The sequence below is a fragment of the Microthrixaceae bacterium genome, assembly GCA_023957975.1.
Lineage (GTDB): Bacteria > Actinomycetota > Acidimicrobiia > Acidimicrobiales > Microtrichaceae > JAMLGM01.
The window spans coordinates 502553-520630 of the sequence record JAMLGM010000001.1 but is presented as its reverse complement, the minus strand read 5'-3'; the positions used below and the strand labels follow the sequence as shown (position 1 = coordinate 520630).

Annotated in this window: 15 protein-coding genes; 11 read left to right on the top strand and 4 right to left on the bottom strand. The window is 66.3% G+C overall.

The genetic code is table 11. The features are described from left to right. Positions 1 to 109: 109 nt before the first annotated feature. The gene (locus tag M9952_02540; protein MCO5311798.1) at positions 110 to 940 is read left to right on the top strand and encodes an SDR family oxidoreductase; all 831 of its coding nucleotides are present in this window, start codon (positions 110 to 112) and stop codon (positions 938 to 940) included. Here the strand turns inward: M9952_02540 and M9952_02535 are convergent. Then, positions 900 to 1766: a hypothetical protein gene (locus M9952_02535; GenBank protein ID MCO5311797.1), complete on the bottom strand. Its 867-nt coding sequence runs from the start codon at positions 1764 to 1766 to the stop codon at positions 900 to 902. The genes M9952_02540 and M9952_02535 overlap by 41 nt on opposite strands. A 69-nt stretch (positions 1767 to 1835) precedes the next feature. Here M9952_02535 and M9952_02530 point away from each other — a divergent pair, with 69 nt between their 5' ends. From M9952_02530 to M9952_02515, 4 genes are all read left to right on the top strand, one after another. Then, complete coding sequence (locus M9952_02530) at positions 1836 to 2324, top strand: glutathione peroxidase (GenBank protein ID MCO5311796.1); 489 nt, start codon at positions 1836 to 1838, stop codon at positions 2322 to 2324. A gap of 114 nt (positions 2325 to 2438) precedes the next feature. After that, the gene (locus tag M9952_02525) at positions 2439 to 3668 is read left to right on the top strand and encodes an acyl-CoA dehydrogenase family protein (GenBank protein MCO5311795.1); all 1230 of its coding nucleotides are present in this window, start codon (positions 2439 to 2441) and stop codon (positions 3666 to 3668) included. A gap of 36 nt (positions 3669 to 3704) precedes the next feature. Further along, positions 3705 to 4766 carry a DUF2889 domain-containing protein gene (locus M9952_02520; GenBank protein ID MCO5311794.1) on the top strand — a complete coding sequence of 354 codons (1062 nt, stop codon included), beginning with the start codon at positions 3705 to 3707 and terminating at the stop codon, positions 4764 to 4766. A gap of 60 nt (positions 4767 to 4826) precedes the next feature. Next, complete coding sequence (locus M9952_02515; protein ID MCO5311793.1) at positions 4827 to 5942, top strand: site-2 protease family protein; 1116 nt, start codon at positions 4827 to 4829, stop codon at positions 5940 to 5942. 39 nt (positions 5943 to 5981) lie between these two features. Here M9952_02515 and M9952_02510 read toward each other — a convergent pair whose 3' ends face one another. Both M9952_02510 and M9952_02505 read right to left on the bottom strand, forming a co-directional pair. Then, a complete protein-coding gene (locus tag M9952_02510; protein ID MCO5311792.1) occupies positions 5982 to 6665 on the bottom strand; it encodes a hemolysin III family protein in 684 nt (227 codons plus the stop codon). A 67-nt stretch (positions 6666 to 6732) separates the two neighbouring features. Beyond that, positions 6733 to 7509, bottom strand: coding sequence for a hypothetical protein (locus M9952_02505; protein MCO5311791.1), 777 nt, complete (start codon positions 7507 to 7509; stop codon positions 6733 to 6735). Between the two features lie 31 nt (positions 7510 to 7540). Here M9952_02505 and M9952_02500 point away from each other — a divergent pair, with 31 nt between their 5' ends. Further along, complete coding sequence (locus M9952_02500) at positions 7541 to 10249, top strand: hypothetical protein (protein ID MCO5311790.1); 2709 nt, start codon at positions 7541 to 7543, stop codon at positions 10247 to 10249. Between the two features lie 105 nt (positions 10250 to 10354). On the opposite strand, the gene M9952_02495 is transcribed toward M9952_02500, so the two are convergent. After that, a complete protein-coding gene (locus tag M9952_02495) occupies positions 10355 to 12559 on the bottom strand; it encodes a hypothetical protein (protein ID MCO5311789.1) in 2205 nt (734 codons plus the stop codon). Between the two features lie 155 nt (positions 12560 to 12714). Between M9952_02495 and M9952_02490 the strand changes: the two genes are divergently transcribed. The 5 genes from M9952_02490 (at position 12715) to M9952_02470 (ending at position 18072) form a co-directional block, all read left to right on the top strand. After that, positions 12715 to 13833 (top strand): Gfo/Idh/MocA family oxidoreductase, encoded by a 1119-nt coding sequence (locus M9952_02490; GenBank protein MCO5311788.1) that lies wholly within the window; start codon positions 12715 to 12717, stop codon positions 13831 to 13833. A 1-nt stretch (position 13834) separates the two neighbouring features. Beyond that, the gene (locus M9952_02485; GenBank protein MCO5311787.1) at positions 13835 to 14866 is read left to right on the top strand and encodes a Gfo/Idh/MocA family oxidoreductase; all 1032 of its coding nucleotides are present in this window, start codon (positions 13835 to 13837) and stop codon (positions 14864 to 14866) included. Positions 14867 to 14970: 104 nt separating this feature from the next. Next, positions 14971 to 16161, top strand: a complete 1191-nt coding sequence (locus M9952_02480) for an ATP-binding protein (protein ID MCO5311786.1) — start codon at positions 14971 to 14973, stop codon at positions 16159 to 16161. Positions 16162 to 16218: 57 nt separating this feature from the next. Then, a complete protein-coding gene (locus M9952_02475; protein ID MCO5311785.1) occupies positions 16219 to 17025 on the top strand; it encodes a crotonase/enoyl-CoA hydratase family protein in 807 nt (268 codons plus the stop codon). 33 nt (positions 17026 to 17058) lie between these two features. Beyond that, entirely contained in the window at positions 17059 to 18072 is a 1014-nt protein-coding gene (locus tag M9952_02470; GenBank protein MCO5311784.1) for an LLM class F420-dependent oxidoreductase, read from the top strand. The last annotated feature ends 6 nt before the right edge of the window (positions 18073 to 18078 follow it).

The window sequence follows — 18078 nt, the reverse complement described above, 5'->3', positions numbered from 1 at the left end:
ACCCCATCAGTAGACCGGCCCCGATTCGACCGGTCAAGCAACTCGGCGCCGCGAGTGAGCGGGCGAGCATCTCCGATGCGCGAAAGTGTGGGCGACGAGAGGGGACATCATGATCACCGACCATTTCCTGGTATCCGACCAGGTCGCCATCGTCACCGGAGCCGGACGAGGCATCGGCGCCGCAAGCGCCATGGCACTCGCCGAGGCCGGGGCCGATGTCGTCATCTCCGCCCGGTCGCCAGAACAACTCGACGAGGTTGCAGATCGGATTACGGCGTGCGGCCGGCGCGCGGTGTGCGTGCCCGCCGACCTCAACGACCTCGACGCCGTGCGGGGCCTCGTCGACGTCGCGCTCGACGAGTTCGGCCGCCTCGACATCGTCGTCAACAACGTGGGCGGAAGCTTCCCGAAACCCCTGCTCGACACGTCGAGTCGGATGCTCGAGCAGGCCTTCCATTTCAACGTCACGACTGCATTCGAGCTGTCCAAGGCGGCGATCCCGGCGATGCTTCAACAACCGACCATCGGTGGCGACGCCAACGACCCCGGTACTCATGCGGCTTGCGGGTCGATCGTCAACATCAGTTCCGCGATCGGCCGGCTGAGCGATCGCGGCATGGCGGCCTACGGCACCGCGAAGGCGGCGCTGAGTCACCTCACCCGGTTAATGGCGACCGAGTGCGCCCCGCGGATTCGGGTGAACGGAATCGCCGTCGGTTCCACCGCCACGAGCGCGCTGGAAATGGTGATCGAGAACGATGACCTGCGGACTGCGCTCGAGTCGGGCACACCGCTGCGCCGTCTCGGCGACCCGCTCGACATCGCACTCGGAGTTCTCTACCTGTGCTCACCCGCCGGGTCGTTCATGACCGGCAAGATCCTCGAGATCGATGGGGGGCTCACTTCTCCGAATCTGGAGATGCCGCTGCCGGATCTGTAACGATCGGTTCACCGCTGTCCGGGTCGATACCTGCGGCGGTCTTCAGCGCGTCGACCCGGTCCGATTCTTCCTGTGCCCATTCGTTGGCGGCCAACAGCGACGGCACCGCTGTTGTCGCCGCCTCGGCGGCGCGGTCGTCGTCGAGACACTCGTCGACCGCAGCGACGACGTCGTCTTGGCGTATCTGCTTCGAGCGCTGGGCGAGCAGGACGTAGTCGGCGTCGGTCCAATCGCCGATCACCGGTTTGAGGATGCATTCCCGTTCCTCGAGCGTCAGCCCGGCGCGTTCGGCACCCAACGAGAACCCGCGGGCCTGGAGCTCACGAACCGCCGCCGGATCCGGGTCGGGGCCGGGCTGTGGGTCGGCGATGGTGATGTCGGATTTGGTGACCGAGTGATTTCGACGGGCCTCGGTCTCCGACGAGCGACACGCCAACGCGGCTTCGTCGCTACCCGGATAGTCCCAGGTGATCGCGCGGATCTTTCCCGCCGGGACCACCGCGAAGGCTTCGGCTCCCATCACACCAATCACCGCATCGACCGCGCAGTCGGCGTCGGCCCACGAGTACCCCTCCGGAACGAGTTGGACCTTCAAGAGCGTGCGCGTGAGATCTGGTCCCAGCGCGACGCGTCCATCGAGGCGCAGCAGCGACGAGGCAACCACCTCGACGGGTGTCTCCTCGACCTGCAGGTCCTCGAACGCTTGCATCGGGCTCTTGGCACACCCCGTAGCGCCCACGATCGCAATCGCGGCCAGCGCCGTCGCGAACGCTGCCCCTCGGTTCGTGGCCCCCAGGGGACGAGCAGTTCGGTGTCGCCACATCATGGGTGCAAGCGTAGGGAATACTGCTGTTGGGAACACGTTGCCCGACCGATGACCACACGAGGAGTCACGATGTCCGCCTATGACCACACCATTTCCGCGTTGAACGGTACGCCCGATCTCATGAGCGACATCGCCGGCAAGACGGCATTGTTCGTGAACACCGCGTCCAAGTGCGGCCTGACCCCGCAGTACGAACAGCTCCAGGGCCTTCAGGACCGCTTCGGCGACGAGGACTTCACCGTTGTCGGATTCCCGTGCAACCAGTTTCTCGAGCAGGAACCCGGCACCGCCGATGAGATCTCCGAGTTCTGCCAGGTGAACTACGGCGTGACGTTCCCGCTGTCGGAAAAGATCGACGTCAACGGCGAATCGCAGCACTCCTTGTTCGCCGAACTCGAACGATCGGCCGATGTTTCCGACGGACACACCGGGGACGTCCGATGGAACTTCGAGAAGTTTCTCGTGAACCCCAGCGGCGACGTCGTCGCCCGGTTCGCTCCGACGGTGGCCCCCGACGACCCCGCGGTGATCGCAGCGATCGAAGCAGAACTCGCCTGAACCCGACCTGGGCCCAGCCCGAGCCTCGGCTCGAATCCAGCCGACGGCATTCCCTGACCTGACGGACCTGACGGACTTGACCGGTCGGTCAAGTCCGTCAGGTACAATCCCCGCATGTACGAATGGTCTGAAGAACACCTCATGCTTCGGGGCGCCATGCGCGACTTCCTCGCCAAGGAACTCCTGCCGATCAAAGAGGAACTCGAACACGGCGACCTGCCCCCCTACGAGTTCATGCGCAAGATGTATTCAACCTTCGGCATGGATGCGATGGCCGACGCGACGTTCTCCAAGCGCATCGAGTTCGAAAGGCAGGTGGCAGCCGGCGAAGCCTCCGAGGCCGACAAGCCGGTGCGGGATGCCACGAGCGATCCCGGGTTCACACTGATTCCCATCATCGAGCTGTGTCGGCACTGCCCCGGCATCGTCACCGCGATGGGGGTCTCCACCGGCCTCACCGCCGCGGCCATCAGCTCGAAGGGCACGATCGCGCAAAAGGAGCGTTGGGTCCCCGACCTGTTGACGATGCGCAAGGTGGGAGCATGGGCGATCACCGAACCCAACGCCGGCTCCGACGCCTTCGGTTCGATGCTGTCCACCGCTCGGCGCGACGGTGACGAATACGTCCTCAACGGCAACAAGACGTTCATCACCAACGGCCCCTACGCCGACACGATCGTGTTTATCGCCAAGCTCGACGAGGGCAACGACCCGAAGGACCGCAAGGTGCTGAGTTTCGTGCTCGACTCCGGCATGGCGGGCCTCGAGCAGTCCAAGCCGCTGCGCAAGATGGGAATGCATTCCTCCCCCACCGGCGAACTCTTCCTCGCCGACGTCCGTGTCGGCATCGATCGCCTCATCGGCGAGACCGAGAACGTCGCGAAGGGCGGCCGCGAAGGGGCCAAGGCGACCTTCCAGCAGGAACGTTCCGGGGTCGCCGCAATGGCGCTAGGCATCATCGAGCAGTGCCTCGACCTGTCGATCGACTACGCCAAGGAACGCAAGCAGTTCGGCCAACGCATCGGCGACTTCCAGCTCATCCAACAGAAGCTGGCCTTCATGGAGGTGGCGCGCATGAACGTGCAGAACCTGGTGTTTCGCATCATCGAACTTGCCAAAGCGGGTAAGACCATGACCTTTGCCGAGGCCTCGGCGATGAAGCTCTATTCGGCCCAGCAGGCGACCGCCGTCGCGCTCGAAGCGGTGCAGCTCTTCGGCGGCAACGGCTACATGAGCGAGTTCCAGGTCGAACAACTCGCCCGCGACGCGAAGGTCCTGCAGATCTACGCCGGCACCGACGAACAACAGACGATCGCTGTCGCCCGCGCGTTGCTGAACAGCTGAAACCACGGGTCCGCAACGAGGCGGTAGGAGGTTCCCATGGGGTTCACCGTCGGACGCAACGGACCGCAGAATCCACTTCGGTCCACCCCTGTCCTCGCTCCAGGGTGGACCCGATGGACGTTCCACGCCGATTCGAGTTCACCCAATGGGCTCGGATCGGCGCCGGTGCGCTGCGAGGCCGTCGCACGATCCGTGCGAATCGACACAGATCGCCAACCCGTCGTCGAGGCGACGGTGACCCTGAGTGCCGAGACCGACGCGATGGCGCGCACGCTGAGCGCCATCTCGGTCCACGACAGCGGCGCACCGAACGGCGCCCTCGAGTTGTCCGCACTCGTCGGGCACAGCACCGCAGGTGGATTCCGGGCGCGACTCGACTCGGCCCTTCGCCAGGTCGGCGGCTGTTCGGCGCTGGCCATGTTTCTCCTCGACGACCTGCCCGGTATCACGCTGGTCGGCGGGTACGCGGAGCAGTACGAGGACTCGCGCACCGGTGTCGACGCGATCTCAGAGATCTTCGCCTCCAACCCCGAAGCGATCGATTTCCAGGCCGACACCTGTGCGGGATGGGCCGAGGAGGCGACGCTGATTTCCTCGCTGCGCAACGACGGCGAGATGCTCACACCGGTAGGTCCGCCCGCACCGGCGTTGTGGACTACCGCTCACACCCAGGCCCCACAGGCGACCGGGTCGTGGCACCCGATTCCGCCGCTCAGCGCCAACACAACCCGACGGGTACGGCGAATCGACCTCGGACCCGACGATGGCGGCGAGCGGCGGTTCGAGACCCACTTTCGCGACTCGCACGCCGACTTCGGGACCACCGAGCGGGTGCTCCACGAGTACCTCGTACGCGGCACCCTCCGCGACGGAGTCATCGCCGACCTCGATGCCGAGGCCCGGGTGTTGCCGTGGATGGAGTGTCCGTCGGCCCTGGCGTCCGCACAACGATGTGTCGGCCAGCGGGTCGGCGAACTGCGGTCTCTCGTACGGCACGACTTCCGCGGGACCTCCACGTGTACGCACCTCAACGACACGATCCGTTCGCTCGACTCGATCGCCACCATGGGAGGCCTCGACGCGCCGCCTCACCGATAGTCGTCGTCCGACTCTCAGAAACGCGCAACGCCTCGACCGAATTCACAGCAAACTGGAGCGATGCAACGCGGCCGAGGACCTGCACTTCGATTCCGGGTCTTCGGCACCCCCGTCAGGATCGGGCTCACGTTCCCGCTCATGGTCGTGGCGTTGCCGTTGATCTTCGGTGGCCACTTTGGCCGAGACCCGTGGATGCTGACCGCCTGGCTGGTCCTCGTGACCGTTTCGGTGCTGGTCCACGAGGCCGGCCACGTCGCGGCGCTACGGGCCTGCGGATTCCATCCCGGAGTTTCGTTGAACGCGTTCGGGGGGCTCACCTCAACCGATGAGCGGGGTCGCATCTCGCCGTGGCAGTCGATCGGCGTCTCCCTCGCGGGACCCGCCGCCGCGATCCTGCTCGGGATCACGATCAACTCAGCGCTCATTCCGATCCACGGCCGCCAGATCGTGTGGTTCAGCGCGGCATCGTGGTTCGTGAACGTGTGGTGGAGCCTGTTCAACCTCCTTCCCATCGTGCCGCTCGACGGCGGCCACATCACCAGCGAGCTGGTCGAGATGGCATCGCGGCGGCGCGGCGCGGCGATCGGCTGGTTGATCGCCGCAACCGCCGCCATCTGTGCCGCCGCTTGGTGGTTCGCCGGTCGCGAGCACCCCTACATCGTGTTCAGCGTGCTCGTACTGATGATCGTGACCAACTCGACCGCATTCGCGTTCACCGCACGCGAACGCCGCCAACAGGACATCCGGATCGCGCACGAACGGCTCCTCGACGGCGATGAGGACCGTGGCTTGGAACCCCTGTTGGCCGTCATCTGGTCCGAACACGGCTGGCTCGTTTCGAGCGAGGTCTACACCACCGTCGCCTGGGCGCTGCTGTACCGGCAACGGTTCGACGAGCTCGCAGCCCTCGAGCTCGCTCGCGTCCACCCCGACCATCGCCCACTCATCGATGCCGCAGTGCGCTGGTACCAGGGTGACCTGACCAGTGCGATGGGCCTCATCACCGAGTCGCTGGCGACCGGCTCGACGGACATCCCCGACAACTATTTCGAGTACACGTTCCGAAGATTCGGAGAGCTTGAGCGTCTGGAACGATACGTGGCCTCGCTGCCACCCGCCGCTGCCGCGGTCGTCGGAGAGCGCCTCACTGGGCGCGTCGAGGCGGCACTGGTCTGAACGGAAGGGCCGAATCCGGCGGGGCGATCCCGCTGCGGTTCAGCGCACCACCATGGCGACCAGTACGAAGTGACAGGCGCTCGCCGCGACCGTCATCGCGTGCCACACCTCGTGATAGCCGAAGGTTGCGGGGCGCAGGTCGAGCTTCTTCGTGCTCATGATCACCGCGCCCACCGAGTAGATCACGCCGCCTGCAAACAGCAGTGCCATGCGACTCCAGCCCAGTTCCTGGACCAGCTTGGGCAACGCGATCACCGCGATCCACCCCATCACCCCATAGAGCCACGACCCAGAGGCCTGCGACTTGTCGGTTCCGACACGCACCATCTTCATCACGATGCCCGCCACGGCGATCGTCCACAGCAACGCCAGCATCGGCACTCCCCACGGCTTCGGGAGCACGACCAGACAAAACGGCGTATAGGTTCCGGCGATCAGCACGAAGATCATCGAGTGATCGGCCCGCCGCATCCACTTCACCGCGCCGGCCGAATGGGCGAACAGGTGGTAGGACGCGCTCGTGCCGAACAGGCCCGCCAGCGACAGCCAGTAGATGCCGACCGCGACGCGTGCTGCGGCGGAGTCGGCCACCGACATGAGCCACAGCCCGGCCGGGATCGAGACGAGGAACGCGGCCGAATGAATCCGGCCACGCCAGCGCGGCTTTTCGCCGTAGTGGCCGAACACGGGGATCGGTGGGTGTAACCGAGGGTGGCGAATCATCGGTGACGACCGCACATCAACGTGGGCTGCCGGCACTTCACTCCTCGGCACTTCACTCATCGGCACTTCAGGCATCAGTGGTCCGATCCGATTCATCAGGCTGGCGACCGATTCTCAACGGTGACAGCGGTGCGTCTGCAAGGAGAATCCGCTCGCGACCCCGAACGATACCCGCAATCGACCCGAACCAGGCGTGCAGGAGGCCGCACGGAGACTCGCAGTCGATGTCGCCGGACCGCGTCGACAGTGGATCCAGCGCTGCTTCGAAGTCGGCCCACACCTGCCAGTTCGCGAAGGCCCAGATGGCGATGACTTCATCGTCGCCGGCCATCGCTCGCCGAAACGCTCCGACCAGGCGTAGCCCCGCCGTCTCGTACGCATCGATACCGGCGTCGCGTATCGCATCGAGCAGCGTCAGGTCATGGCCGGGCTTCACGCGAAAGTGTTCGTGGACGTAGCCGGCCGGCGGAGCCGTGAAGCTCCGTTCGTGGTCGGCGACCGACGGCGACCACGGCGCCGCGACGAGAATCCGATCGACCCCTCCGGAACGGAACTCGGCCGCCGCCCGCCACCACCGTTCCAGCGACGGATCCTGCAGCCCAAGGCCCCGTTGTTCCACCTCGAAGTTGTGGCCGAGCGCCGCCCAGTCGTCGTACTCCCACAGGTTGACCACCTGGGGCCAGGTGCCGGTCGACCCGACGACGCCCCACACGCCGAAGCAGCGCTGGTTTCGTTCGGCGATGCCGACCGGCACCCAGTTGGCGGTCATGTGGTACATGTACTTCGCCCGACCGTGACCGATGATGTCGATGAACTCGTGGATGTAGACACGGGGACCGGCCATTCGATCACCCTACCGAGGAAGGCAACCGTCCGTGCGAGACGTTCTTGGGCTTCAAGGCACCGTGGTGAACACCCTCGAGGCGTTCGTCGAACGCCACGCGCCGAACTGGCAACTTCCCCGATTGTTCGCGGGCCACATCGTCGGGGCCGACGCGGTGGCCGACCTGGCGTTCACCCTCGGCTGGCTCCACGAGGCCGGGGTGGCCGAAGTCGCCGGCACCGCCGTCATCGATGCAATCCGCGCGGTGCTGGCGCAGGTCGATGGGGCCGCCACCCACACGTTCTTCAGCTATCGGGTTGCCGAGACGATCGGCCGCTTCGGCGGGTTCGACCACAACGAAGCGCTCGACGGCTTCGACGCCGCCACGCTCGACAACCTCCGTCTGGCCTGCGACAGCACCGAGGTTCTTGCGCTCCTCGATGCGTTGCCGCGCAACTACCTGGCCGTTCTCAGCCGATGCGAGATCGCTCGTGAGCGCCTGGGTCTGCTCGACGATGACGCCGGCCTCGCGGCGCTGTTGGCGGGAGTGCGGACCCTGCTGGGCGAGAATCCGCGCGGTTTCCTCGACGATTCCCACGACGGCGATGGCAGATACGACATCTACACCGCAGACCTCTACCTGTTCTGCGAACCCTTTGCCGACCGACTCGGCCATGTCTGGCGCGACGGCATGATCGAGGCGCTCGCGCTCGTGGAGGCCGTCGCTGCGAGCGACGCGAGCGCGTTCGGGTGGGGGCGTTCAACCGGGGCACTCTCCCAAGCCCTCAGCATCGAACTCGCGGCGCTGGTCACCGCAGACGGGCAACGCCTCGCCATCGCGGGGAGCGCGACCCAACGCGACTGGTATCTCCGACTGGCAGCGATCGCCGCCGACGGCTTCCCCGAACGCTGGTTTGACCGAGACGGGGTCATCACCGCCCATCGGTTCGGCGCGACCGAGGGCTACCGCGGTCCGCACCGTCGCCTGCAGATGACCTTCGACGTCCTCGGCAAACTCGCCGAGGCCGCCGCACGGTGGGCTCGCGTCGACGACGCCCTCGACGAACCGACCGGATCATTCAACATCGACGGTGCCACTTCACGGGACCTGGAACCCCGCGACCAACTCGTCCGCCTCGACCAGCACGCGGCGGTGTGGGCCTACCGGGACGACGCCCTCGAGTTCGTCGTTCCCTTCGTCTCCGGCCCGTCGAGCGATTACGCCCCAAGCCCTCGGCGTCCCGGCTTGTTCGGTTCGCCGGTCGATTCAGCCCTGGCCACGTTCGTCCCCCTGGTCCATCGCAGCGGTGACGGGCTCAACCCCCAGCGGCGCCTCGCCCCGACGGGCACACCGACGTCGATCGAGTGGCGCCAAGGATCGGTGTCGGTGTGCCACGAGGGTTTCGGCGCGTTGCACGGCATCGACGACCCGCGGCCGTGCCCGCCGATCTCGGCAACACGCCACGCGACCTATCGGGTCGTCGACGGCGCGCTGGAGCTCACCGAGTCGCTTCGATTCGACGAGACCCCCGAGGCGGTCTCGGTTCTCGTTCCGTCCTTCGATCGACCGCTCAGCATCGCCGTCGAGGAATCGTCGACGGCGGTACGGATCGAACACGTCGAGGTCGACGGGATGCACGAATGGGCGTCGCCGTGGGGACCGGCCACCGAGGTCGCGGAGTTGATGGTGGAGCCGGCCGAATCGATCGAGCTGCGCTGGAGCGTCCGGCCGGTTCCGGTCGTCACAACGACCGACCTCGACCACCACTACATCCGGGCGGTCTACGGATCGATCGACACCCCCGGCACCGGCCGGCTTCGGACGCGCGGGTGGAACTGGGAGGACCGCATCGAGCGCACCTCACTCGGCGACATCTTCCATCTGCACTGGCCCGAGTGGGCGTTCGGGTTGGAGCTCACCGGCGAACAACACCGGCGAATTGCCGAAGCGATTCGATACGAAGGCGTCAAGGTCGCATGGACCCAGCACAACCTGACCCCGCATCTCGACAACCCCGGCCTCTATGAACCGATCTACCAGGTGTGGGCCCAGGCCTGTGATCTCGCGATCCACCATTCGGAGTGGGGGCGCGACCTCGCGACCTCGCGCTATGAATTCGCCGCGCCGTGCCGCCACGTCGTCATCCCTCATCCTCATTTCGGCGAACTCGCCGACCCGTCGCTCCACTCGATCGACCGCGATGAGGCAGCGAAACGGGTCGGACTCGACACGACCCCGGCGTTGCGAATCGGCGTGATCGGCGCTCCGCGGCGCCAAAAGCACCTGGACGTCGTGATCGAGGCGGTGGAAGGGTGCACGCGGGACGACGTGGAGTTGGTGATCTGGTCGCATTCGTTCCTCGATGAGCTGTCGAGCGATCCCCGCATCGTCGGGCACCGGTACGACAATGTCGATCGGCAGACCTACGACCTTCGTATCGCCGCCTGCGATGTGATCGCGCTGCCGTTCATCGAACATTCGATGCTCGGCACCGGCACGGCCTCCGACCTCGTCGGCCTGGCCACACCGGCACTCGTATCGGACTGGCCGTATCTGCACGAGTACCTCGGCGATGCGGCGATCCGTGCCGGCCAAAGCGTCGGGTCGTGGCGGGCGGCGATCGACGGCCTCGACGCCGCGACGCTCAACGCCTCACGACGAGCGATGTCCGCCCGGCAGGCCGCGCTCAGCCCAACGGCCATCGGCGCGCTCACCGCCGACGCGATCGTCGACCTCTGCGGCCCGCTCGGTCGACCCTGAACACGGACGCCGGCATGGACTGGGCGCGCCAGCGGGTCACATCCGACCCGCCGGCGCGCCCAGTCCTGTTGGTCAAACGGCAACCTCGCGGCGATGCTGGGGCGATTACAGATCGCCGCTGGATCGACGGGTCCGCGCGACGACGTCGAGATGCAGGGTCTCGCCGCCCGCCTCGATGTCGTAGGCGGTCGAGTCGAACGCAACCTGCGCCCAGGGGGCGTCGATGCGCGGGTACTCCGATAGCTCCACCGTCGTAGCGGCGTCTGGTGTGCCGACGGTGAACGGACGTTCCCACCCGAACTCGACGAGTCCCTGCGACGGCGATACCCACTCAACATCGAACCCGGTGGAAAACACCGCGGCATCGCCGAGCGGGGTCACCACCGGCTCGTTTGCGGTGATCGCCGCAACGAACGCTTCGAACGTGGCGTATTCACCGGCCGAGCCCAGCTCGGTGATCCACACGTTGTTCGGCCCACCGTCGGCCACCAACTCGAACGGCTCGGTCATCTTGTCGGTGTCGTACTCGGCGGGGTCATAGCTCACCCACCTCAGCGGACGCCACGAATACAGCGCCACGTAGTTGTCACCGACGCGACCGAGAACCCAGTTGCCGACCGTGGTGACCTCGTCGAAACGCTCCTGTGGAAAGTACGCATGGGTCGACTCCACGTAGGAACCCTGAAGGTTGTCACCAGATGCGTACAGCGGCGCGTAGATCGATACGTTCAGGTTCTCGTGCTGGGCGCTGCGCGGCATCGACGCACCGCCGGTCCAATCGTCGCTGTTCGAGCGCCACGGCACACCTGCCTCGGTCGGCACCCGCGGGTGGGTCGTGAACACGATCGCCTCCGACGAAAGGGTCGCCTGCCAGATGTGGTGTTGTTGGCTCGCCTGCCCCTTGCGATAGTCCTGCACCGTCGACAGCATCGCCCGCTGCGCCGTGCCACCCGAACGCCACGTGTAGGTGTTCGCCTCCGACAACAGGCCGATGTTGAGCTGCGGTGCCAGCGATCGGGCCAGGCCCCTCACCGTGTCGGCATCGGCGGCTTCCACGATCGGGCGAAACGGTGCGAACGGGGCAAACAACTTGGAGTCCCACAGGTTGTAGGCGGTCATCTCGTCGGTCGATTCGATGACGGTCTGCCACGGGGTCATCGCCGCCATGGCCCAGTAGGTCATCAGGTTGTCGTGGTCGTCGAAGGCCAGCCCCATCGGAGCCTCGGGGCTGTCGCTCACCTCGGCGAGCGGGTCGAGGGCGAGGCTGTGGCGTGCCCGCTCGACCGTCGGCTCCGTGGCCGCACCGGACGCTGCGTCGTGAATCGCTCCGAGGACCGCTGGCGGGCGGTACTTCGCCGCGCTCGCCAGATACACGCTGCCGGTTGCCGAGCCGTAGGCGACCTCGGTGCCGAATACCAGGGTCGCGAGGTCCCAGGTGTCGGTGTCGGGGCCCGACATCTTGTCCTTCTTGTAGGTGCGGCCCTGGGTCGCGGCGACGAAGCTTCCGACGGAGTGTCCCGCAATGTCGTAGAGCACCAGGTCGGCGGCGATCGCACCCAGCGTCGCCAGGTCCTCGTCGTCGGAGAACTCGGCCAGGGTGATCGCCGCTTCGAGGTCCTCCTGGTAGTACACCGCCGAATACCACTCGGAGAATCCCCACCGGGTTCGTTGCTCGACCCACCGTTCGATGAGTGGCCTGGCGTGGTCCATGTGATCGGACCCGGAGCGACCGTCGTTGGTGAAGGTCTCGTCGGGAAACGCCTGCCCGGCGAGGTACTCGATGACGTGGAACAGGATCTGATGGTTCTCCGACCAGTACCAGCGCTCGTCGGTGATCCCCTCGGGTTGGGGTTCGGCGTACCAGTACTTGAACTCGAGGATCAGCCGACGCAGGTGCGCGGCGGTCTCCTCCGGGACCATGGCGCCGAAGTCGCTGCGATACCAGAGGTTGATGAGCGCCACCATGTCGAAGTCGGTGGTGTCCTCGAACCGAGCGAACCGCTCGGTGATCGTCTCCAGGTCGGCCACCGACAGTTCCGGCGTTTGTCCAAGCACCGCCTGAGCCGTCGCACGCCATACCCGGGCTCGACTGGCGTCGGATGCGGGCTCGTGCTGCGCCGCAACGCTCAAGTAGCGGGCCGCCCGCGCCGCGAACCCGCCCGGCCCGGTGCCGCTTCCGGTGGTCGCCGCGGAGCCGGTCGTCGAGGCGCCCGATCCGGGCGGTTCTGTGGGATCCGAGGTCGAGCAGGCCATCAGCGAGGGCGCGGCGACGGCCGCGAAGCCGGAGGCGAGAAACGTGCGTCGGCGCATCGCAGCAACCTACCGAACTCGCCCCGTGCGCGCCTCGGCTCGGGACCACGCCCCCGACTGTCGGCAGGCGCGACCTGTGGTGATTCGGCGCCGGAGAACTCACGGCCTCACCGGCGCAGCGATCGAGTCATGCCGGCACCCCCTACACTCTGCGCATGGTCGAGGGCACCAGCCAACGGATCCTCCCGGCGGGGGCGCGGGCGTCGAACGGCACTCAGCGTCGACCCGGGCTACCGGATAGCGCCATGGCCTCGCTGCGACTGGGCGTGATCGGTATCGAGCATCTCCATCTCTTCGAGATGGTCGACCAGCTCGCCGCCACAGGCTTCGAGACGGTGTGCCACGTTGGCCAGGGATCGCTCGAGGAGCTGTACCGAAACTGGCGCGGTAACTCAGAGCCGCGAACCCCCGCCGACATCATCGGCGACGACAGCCTCGACCTCGTCGTCCTCGCCGGCGTGCCGTCGACGCGGGCCGCCACCGCCGTCGCCGCGATGCAGGCCGGTCGTCACGTGCTCGTCGCCAAACCGGCGGTGACCTCGGCCGACGACCTGGCGCTCATCGATCGCACGGCACGGTCGACCGGGCGGAGATGGTGGGTGTTCTTCTCCGAACGCCTGAGCAACCGGGCGATCACCAAGGCCGTCGAGTTGGTCGGCGCGGGAGCCATCGGAGACCTGGTCTCGATCAGTGGATGGGCGCCTCATTCGCTGCAACCCACGAGTCGGCCCGACTGGTTCTTCAACCCGATGCTCTCCGGCGGGATTCTGGTGGATCTTGCCGCCCATCAAGGCGATCAACTCCTCGCACTCGCCGGCCCCGGAATCACCGAGGTTGCCAGCGCCACCGTCCGCAACGCCGCGTCGCCCACCTGCCCGCAGTTTCAAGACATCGGACGGATGTCGCTTCGACACACCACGTCGAGTGGCCGGGTGGTGCTGAGCGATCATCACGTCGACTGGCTCTCACCGAGCGGTCTCGGCACCTGGGGCGATGTTCGGCTCAACCTCGTGGGTGCGGCGGGCACCATCGAGGTTCGGTCGAACATCGACGTCACCGGGATCGACGGTTCCGAGCATCTGATCCTCGTCGATGGCGACGGCGCTCGACGCATCGACTGCACCGCCACCGATGTCGACTGGGCAGCGCGGCTCTCGGCCGACATCGCCTCCGGCAGCGATTCGTTGATGAGCCACGAACACGCCGTGTCCGCGTGCGAGTTGACCCTGCGAGCACAGGCGGTCGCCGACGGCTCGTACTCCTCCGGAGGTTGAGATGAGTCCGAACCGTTTGCGAGTTGGCGTGGTCGGCCTTGGGATCGGCCAGGCTCACCTGCTGGCCTATGTGCTGGATCCCGACCGTTTCGAGGTCGTCGCGATCGCCGAACCGGACCGGGAGCGCCGCGACCGCGGTGCAGCCGACTGGGGTGTGCCCGCCGTGCCATCGCTCGATGACCTGTTGAATTTCGAACTCGACGTGGTCGATCTGTGCACGCCCCCGGCGCTGCACGAACAACAGTGCCTCACCGTCCTTGAATCCGGACGCCACGTCATCTGCGAAAAGCCGCTGGTGGCAACCCTCGGCGCGCTCGAGCGTCTCGAGGCCGCCGAGGTTGCGGCGACCGGACGGCTCATGCCGATCTTCCAGTACCGGTTCGGGCGCGGGATTTCACAGGCCAAGGCGGTCATCGACGCCGGGCTCGGAGGCCCGCTTCGGCTCGCGACCTCCGAGACCTCATGGTGTCGCGGTTCGGACTATTACTCCGCTGCCTGGCGGGGCACGTGGTCAGGCGAGGGTGGCGGCGCGGTGTTCGGGCATGGAACCCACGCGCACGATTTGATCAGCTACCTCGCCGGGCCGCTGACCTCGGTGACCGGACAGGTGGCGACGCTCGTCAACGACATCGAGACCGAGGACACCGCGACCGGATTCGGGCGCACCACAGACGGCGGCCTCGTCTCCATGGCCGTGACCTTGGGGTCGGTGCACGAGATCACGCGACTCCGCTTCAGTTTCCAGCACGTCAGCATCGAGTCCTCCACCGCTCCCTACGAACCCGGCGACGGATCATGGCGATTCGATTGGGACGATGACGCGCTCGCCGACGAGGCCGAAGGGATCTGGGCCGCGATGCGCGAGACCCCATCGGGGTTCGGCGGTCAGCTCGAAGCGTTTCACCGTGCCGTCACCACCGGTGCCGACCTGCCGGTGACCCTCGCGGATGCCCGACGAGCGCTCGAACTGGTTATGGGTTGGTACGAGTCGGCCCGCACCGGATCAGCGGTGCCGTTGCCCTCTTCGCGGTGACTTCGGTCGCGTCCGATCACGAGTGATGCAGCCCAATCTATCGATCTGTAGGCATCTCTAGCATTTTTCCTATACTTGCCTAGATATCGCTATATCCTCGAGTGATGGACCCTCGTTCCAATCCGTACAACCCTGGGGCCGGGCTTCGACCCTTCGCCCTCACCGGACGAGACGACGACATCGAGGCGGTCGAGGTACTCGCCGACCGCGCGACTCGCGGGCTGATGTCGCGCAGCATGGTCTTCAGCGGGCTTCGCGGCGTGGGCAAGACCGTGCTGTTGAACGAACTGGCGGGACGAACCCAACAGCGCAATTGGTTCACCGTGCAGATCGAGGCCGATCGTTCCCACCCCGAGCGTTTCGCCCGTTCGTTGGCCGTCGAATTCATCAACGGAGCCCGCAGTCAGCGCCGCTGGTTCTCCAAGCGGAACGAACAGGTCCGAGACGCACTCCGAACGATCACCTCATTTCAGATATCGCTTGGCCTCGACGGATTCCGGTTCGACATCGACCTCGACCGGTCCTCCGCCCGGGCGAACACCGGCGACCTCTACATCGACCTGGCCGACCTGGCCACGTCCGTCGGAGTCGCCGCATCTGAATCGGGAATTGGGGTGGCGCTGTTCATCGACGAGATGCAGGACCTCACAGCGGAACAGATGTCGGCGGTATGCCGATCCTGCCACCTCGCCGCGCAACGCCACCTGCCCTGGTTCGTGATCGGTGGCGGTCTTCCCAACCTCCCCAAGGCGCTCGCCGAAGCCGAGAGTTACGCCGAGCGGCTTTTCGAGTATCGGACCATCGACCGGTTGGGCGACGAGGCGGCGCGTTCGGCGCTGGTCTTGCCGACTGCAGCGGCCGATGTCGTTTGGGCCAATGACGCCTGCGAATTCGCGTTGAGCGAATCGGGCGGGTACCCCTATTTCATTCAGCAGTTCGGCAAGTCGACCTGGGATGCGGCCATCGGGCCGTCGACGATCTCCCTCGACGACGCGACCTTTGGAATCGCAGAGGGCCAACAGCAACTCGATCACGGTTTCTACGCGTCCCGTTGGGAGCGAGCGACGCCGACCGAACGACGCTTTCTCGAAGCGATGGCCCCCGACGACGGAGCATCGTCGGCCAGCAGCGACGTCGCCGGCCGGCTCGGCAAGTCGCTGAGCTCCCTCGGCCCCGCGCGGGCGAGTCTCATCAACAAGGGCATCGTCTATTCGCCCGAACACGGCTCCATCGCCTTCACCGTTCCAGGCATGGCCGACTTCGTTCGCCGCCGCGCCAGGGCCGAACGGCCATGAACGCGGTCGCTGACAGCCCGATAGAACGCGTTCTCGTTTTCTTCTAACCTGCGAACCATGTCTGCACCCGCACTGCTCACCGAGCGCGACGGTCACGCGCTCGTCATCACCCTGAATCGCCCCGAACGACAAAACGCCATCAATGGCGAGATGCTCGTGCGGCTCTACGACGCCCTTGTCGAGGCGGAACAGGATCCCGAGATCCGCGTCGCCATCCTCACCGGCGCCGGCGGCAACTTCTGTTCGGGAATGGACCTCAAGGAGATGGCCGGGGGCTTCAACGGTGACTCCGGTGAGATCGACGTCCAGGCTCGCCTCGGCGCAGACCCCGACCTGCACTGGAAGGCGCTGCTTCGGTCGTGGAAGCCGGCGGTGCCGCTCATCATCGCAGTCGAAGGAACCGCCATTGCCGGTGGTACCGAACTGCTCGGCGCCACCGAGATTCGCGTCGCCGGCGAATCCGCGCGACTGGGCATTGCCGAGGTTCGCCGGGCGCTGTACCCCATGGGCGGATCAGCCGTGCGCATTCCACGCCAGATCCCGTGGGCCCGTGCCGCGGAACTGCTGTTGTGCGGCAACACGATCACTGCGCAGGAGGGCTACGACCTCGGCCTCATCAACCACGTGGTACCCGACGGCGAGGCGCTGACCAAGGCCAAGGAGATCGCCGCTGCGATCTGCGCGAACGGACCGCTCGCGGTGCAGGCCCTCTTGCGAACCCTCCGCGAAACCAATGGCATGAGCGAGGCCGAGGCCCTCGACCACGAGTTCACCTACGGGTGGGACGTCTTCGCCACCGAGGACGCGAAGGAGGGCGCCGTCGCGTTCAAGGAGAAGCGCGACCCGGTGTACAAGGGCAAGTGATCTGACCGGTCCGCACGATCCGGAGGCAAACACATGAAGCTCGGACTGACCTGGGGGTACTGGGGCGCGTTGCCGCCCGGCAACCTCGTCGAGTTGACCCAGGAGGCCGAACGTCTCGGCTTCGATTCGGTGTGGTCGGCCGAGGCGTGGGGATCCGACGCGTTCAGTCCCCTCGCCTACCTGGCCGCGCACACCTCGACCATCAAGCTGGGCACCGGAGTTGTGCAGTTGTCCGGCCGCACCCCCACCGCCGCGGCCATGCACGCCATCACCCTCGACCACCTCTCCCAAGGTCGGCTCATCCTCGGGCTCGGTGTCTCGGGACCCCAGGTGGTCGAGGGGTGGTACGGCCAGGCGTATCGCAAACCGCTCACCCGCACCCGCGAGTACGTCGAGATCATTCGCCGGGTGCTCGCCCGCGAGGAGCCCCTCGAGTTCCAGGGCGAGTTCCACCAGCACCCGTTCCGCGGCGAGGGATCTACCGGGCTCGGCAAACCGCTCAAGGCCATCACGCATCCGTACCGGCGTGACATCCCGATCTTCCTCGGGGCCGAAGGGCCGAAGAACGTGGCGATGACGGCCGAGATCGCGGACGGTTGGCTGCCGCTCTACTACTCGCCGTTCCGCCCCGAGGTCTACGCGGAGCACCTCGACGGGGCCAAGGACGGGTTCGAGGTCACGGCGATGGCGAACATCACGATCACCGACGACCTCGAGGCCGGGTTGTATCCGGTCAAGGCCGCGCTCGGGTTCTACATCGGTGGCATGGGAGCGAAGGGCAAGAACTTCCACACCGACCTCATGGCCCGCATGGGATACGAGGAGGAGGCCTACCGGATCCAGGACCTCTTCTTCGAAGGCCGTCGCGACGAGGCCATCGCCATGGTGCCCGACCAGTTCGCGGATGAGATCTCACTCGTCGGCCCGCCCGGGCGCATCAAAGAGCGGCTGCAGGAATGGAAGAACTCACCCGTCACCACGGTGACGATGTATCCGTCCTCGCCCGACCAACTCCGGCAGGCCGCCGAGATCATTCTCGGAGACTGACGCCGC

Excerpts from the sequence above, each read along its gene's own strand:
- M9952_02540 (MCO5311798.1), top strand. The coding sequence starts at position 110 with ATGATCACCGACCATTTCCTGGTATCCGACCAGGTCGCCATCGTCACC.
- M9952_02535 (MCO5311797.1), bottom strand. The coding sequence starts at position 1,766 with ATGATGTGGCGACACCGAACTGCTCGTCCCCTGGGGGCCACGAACCGA.
- M9952_02530 (MCO5311796.1), top strand. The coding sequence starts at position 1,836 with ATGTCCGCCTATGACCACACCATTTCCGCGTTGAACGGTACGCCCGAT.
- M9952_02525 (MCO5311795.1), top strand. The coding sequence starts at position 2,439 with ATGTACGAATGGTCTGAAGAACACCTCATGCTTCGGGGCGCCATGCGC.
- M9952_02520 (MCO5311794.1), top strand. The coding sequence starts at position 3,705 with ATGGGGTTCACCGTCGGACGCAACGGACCGCAGAATCCACTTCGGTCC.
- M9952_02515 (MCO5311793.1), top strand. The coding sequence starts at position 4,827 with ATGCAACGCGGCCGAGGACCTGCACTTCGATTCCGGGTCTTCGGCACC.
- M9952_02510 (MCO5311792.1), bottom strand. The coding sequence starts at position 6,665 with ATGATTCGCCACCCTCGGTTACACCCACCGATCCCCGTGTTCGGCCAC.
- M9952_02505 (MCO5311791.1), bottom strand. The coding sequence starts at position 7,509 with ATGGCCGGTCCCCGTGTCTACATCCACGAGTTCATCGACATCATCGGT.
- M9952_02495 (MCO5311789.1), bottom strand. The coding sequence starts at position 12,559 with ATGCGCCGACGCACGTTTCTCGCCTCCGGCTTCGCGGCCGTCGCCGCG.
- M9952_02490 (MCO5311788.1), top strand. The coding sequence starts at position 12,715 with ATGGTCGAGGGCACCAGCCAACGGATCCTCCCGGCGGGGGCGCGGGCG.
- M9952_02485 (MCO5311787.1), top strand. The coding sequence starts at position 13,835 with ATGAGTCCGAACCGTTTGCGAGTTGGCGTGGTCGGCCTTGGGATCGGC.
- M9952_02480 (MCO5311786.1), top strand. The coding sequence starts at position 14,971 with ATGGACCCTCGTTCCAATCCGTACAACCCTGGGGCCGGGCTTCGACCC.
- M9952_02475 (MCO5311785.1), top strand. The coding sequence starts at position 16,219 with ATGTCTGCACCCGCACTGCTCACCGAGCGCGACGGTCACGCGCTCGTC.
- M9952_02470 (MCO5311784.1), top strand. The coding sequence starts at position 17,059 with ATGAAGCTCGGACTGACCTGGGGGTACTGGGGCGCGTTGCCGCCCGGC.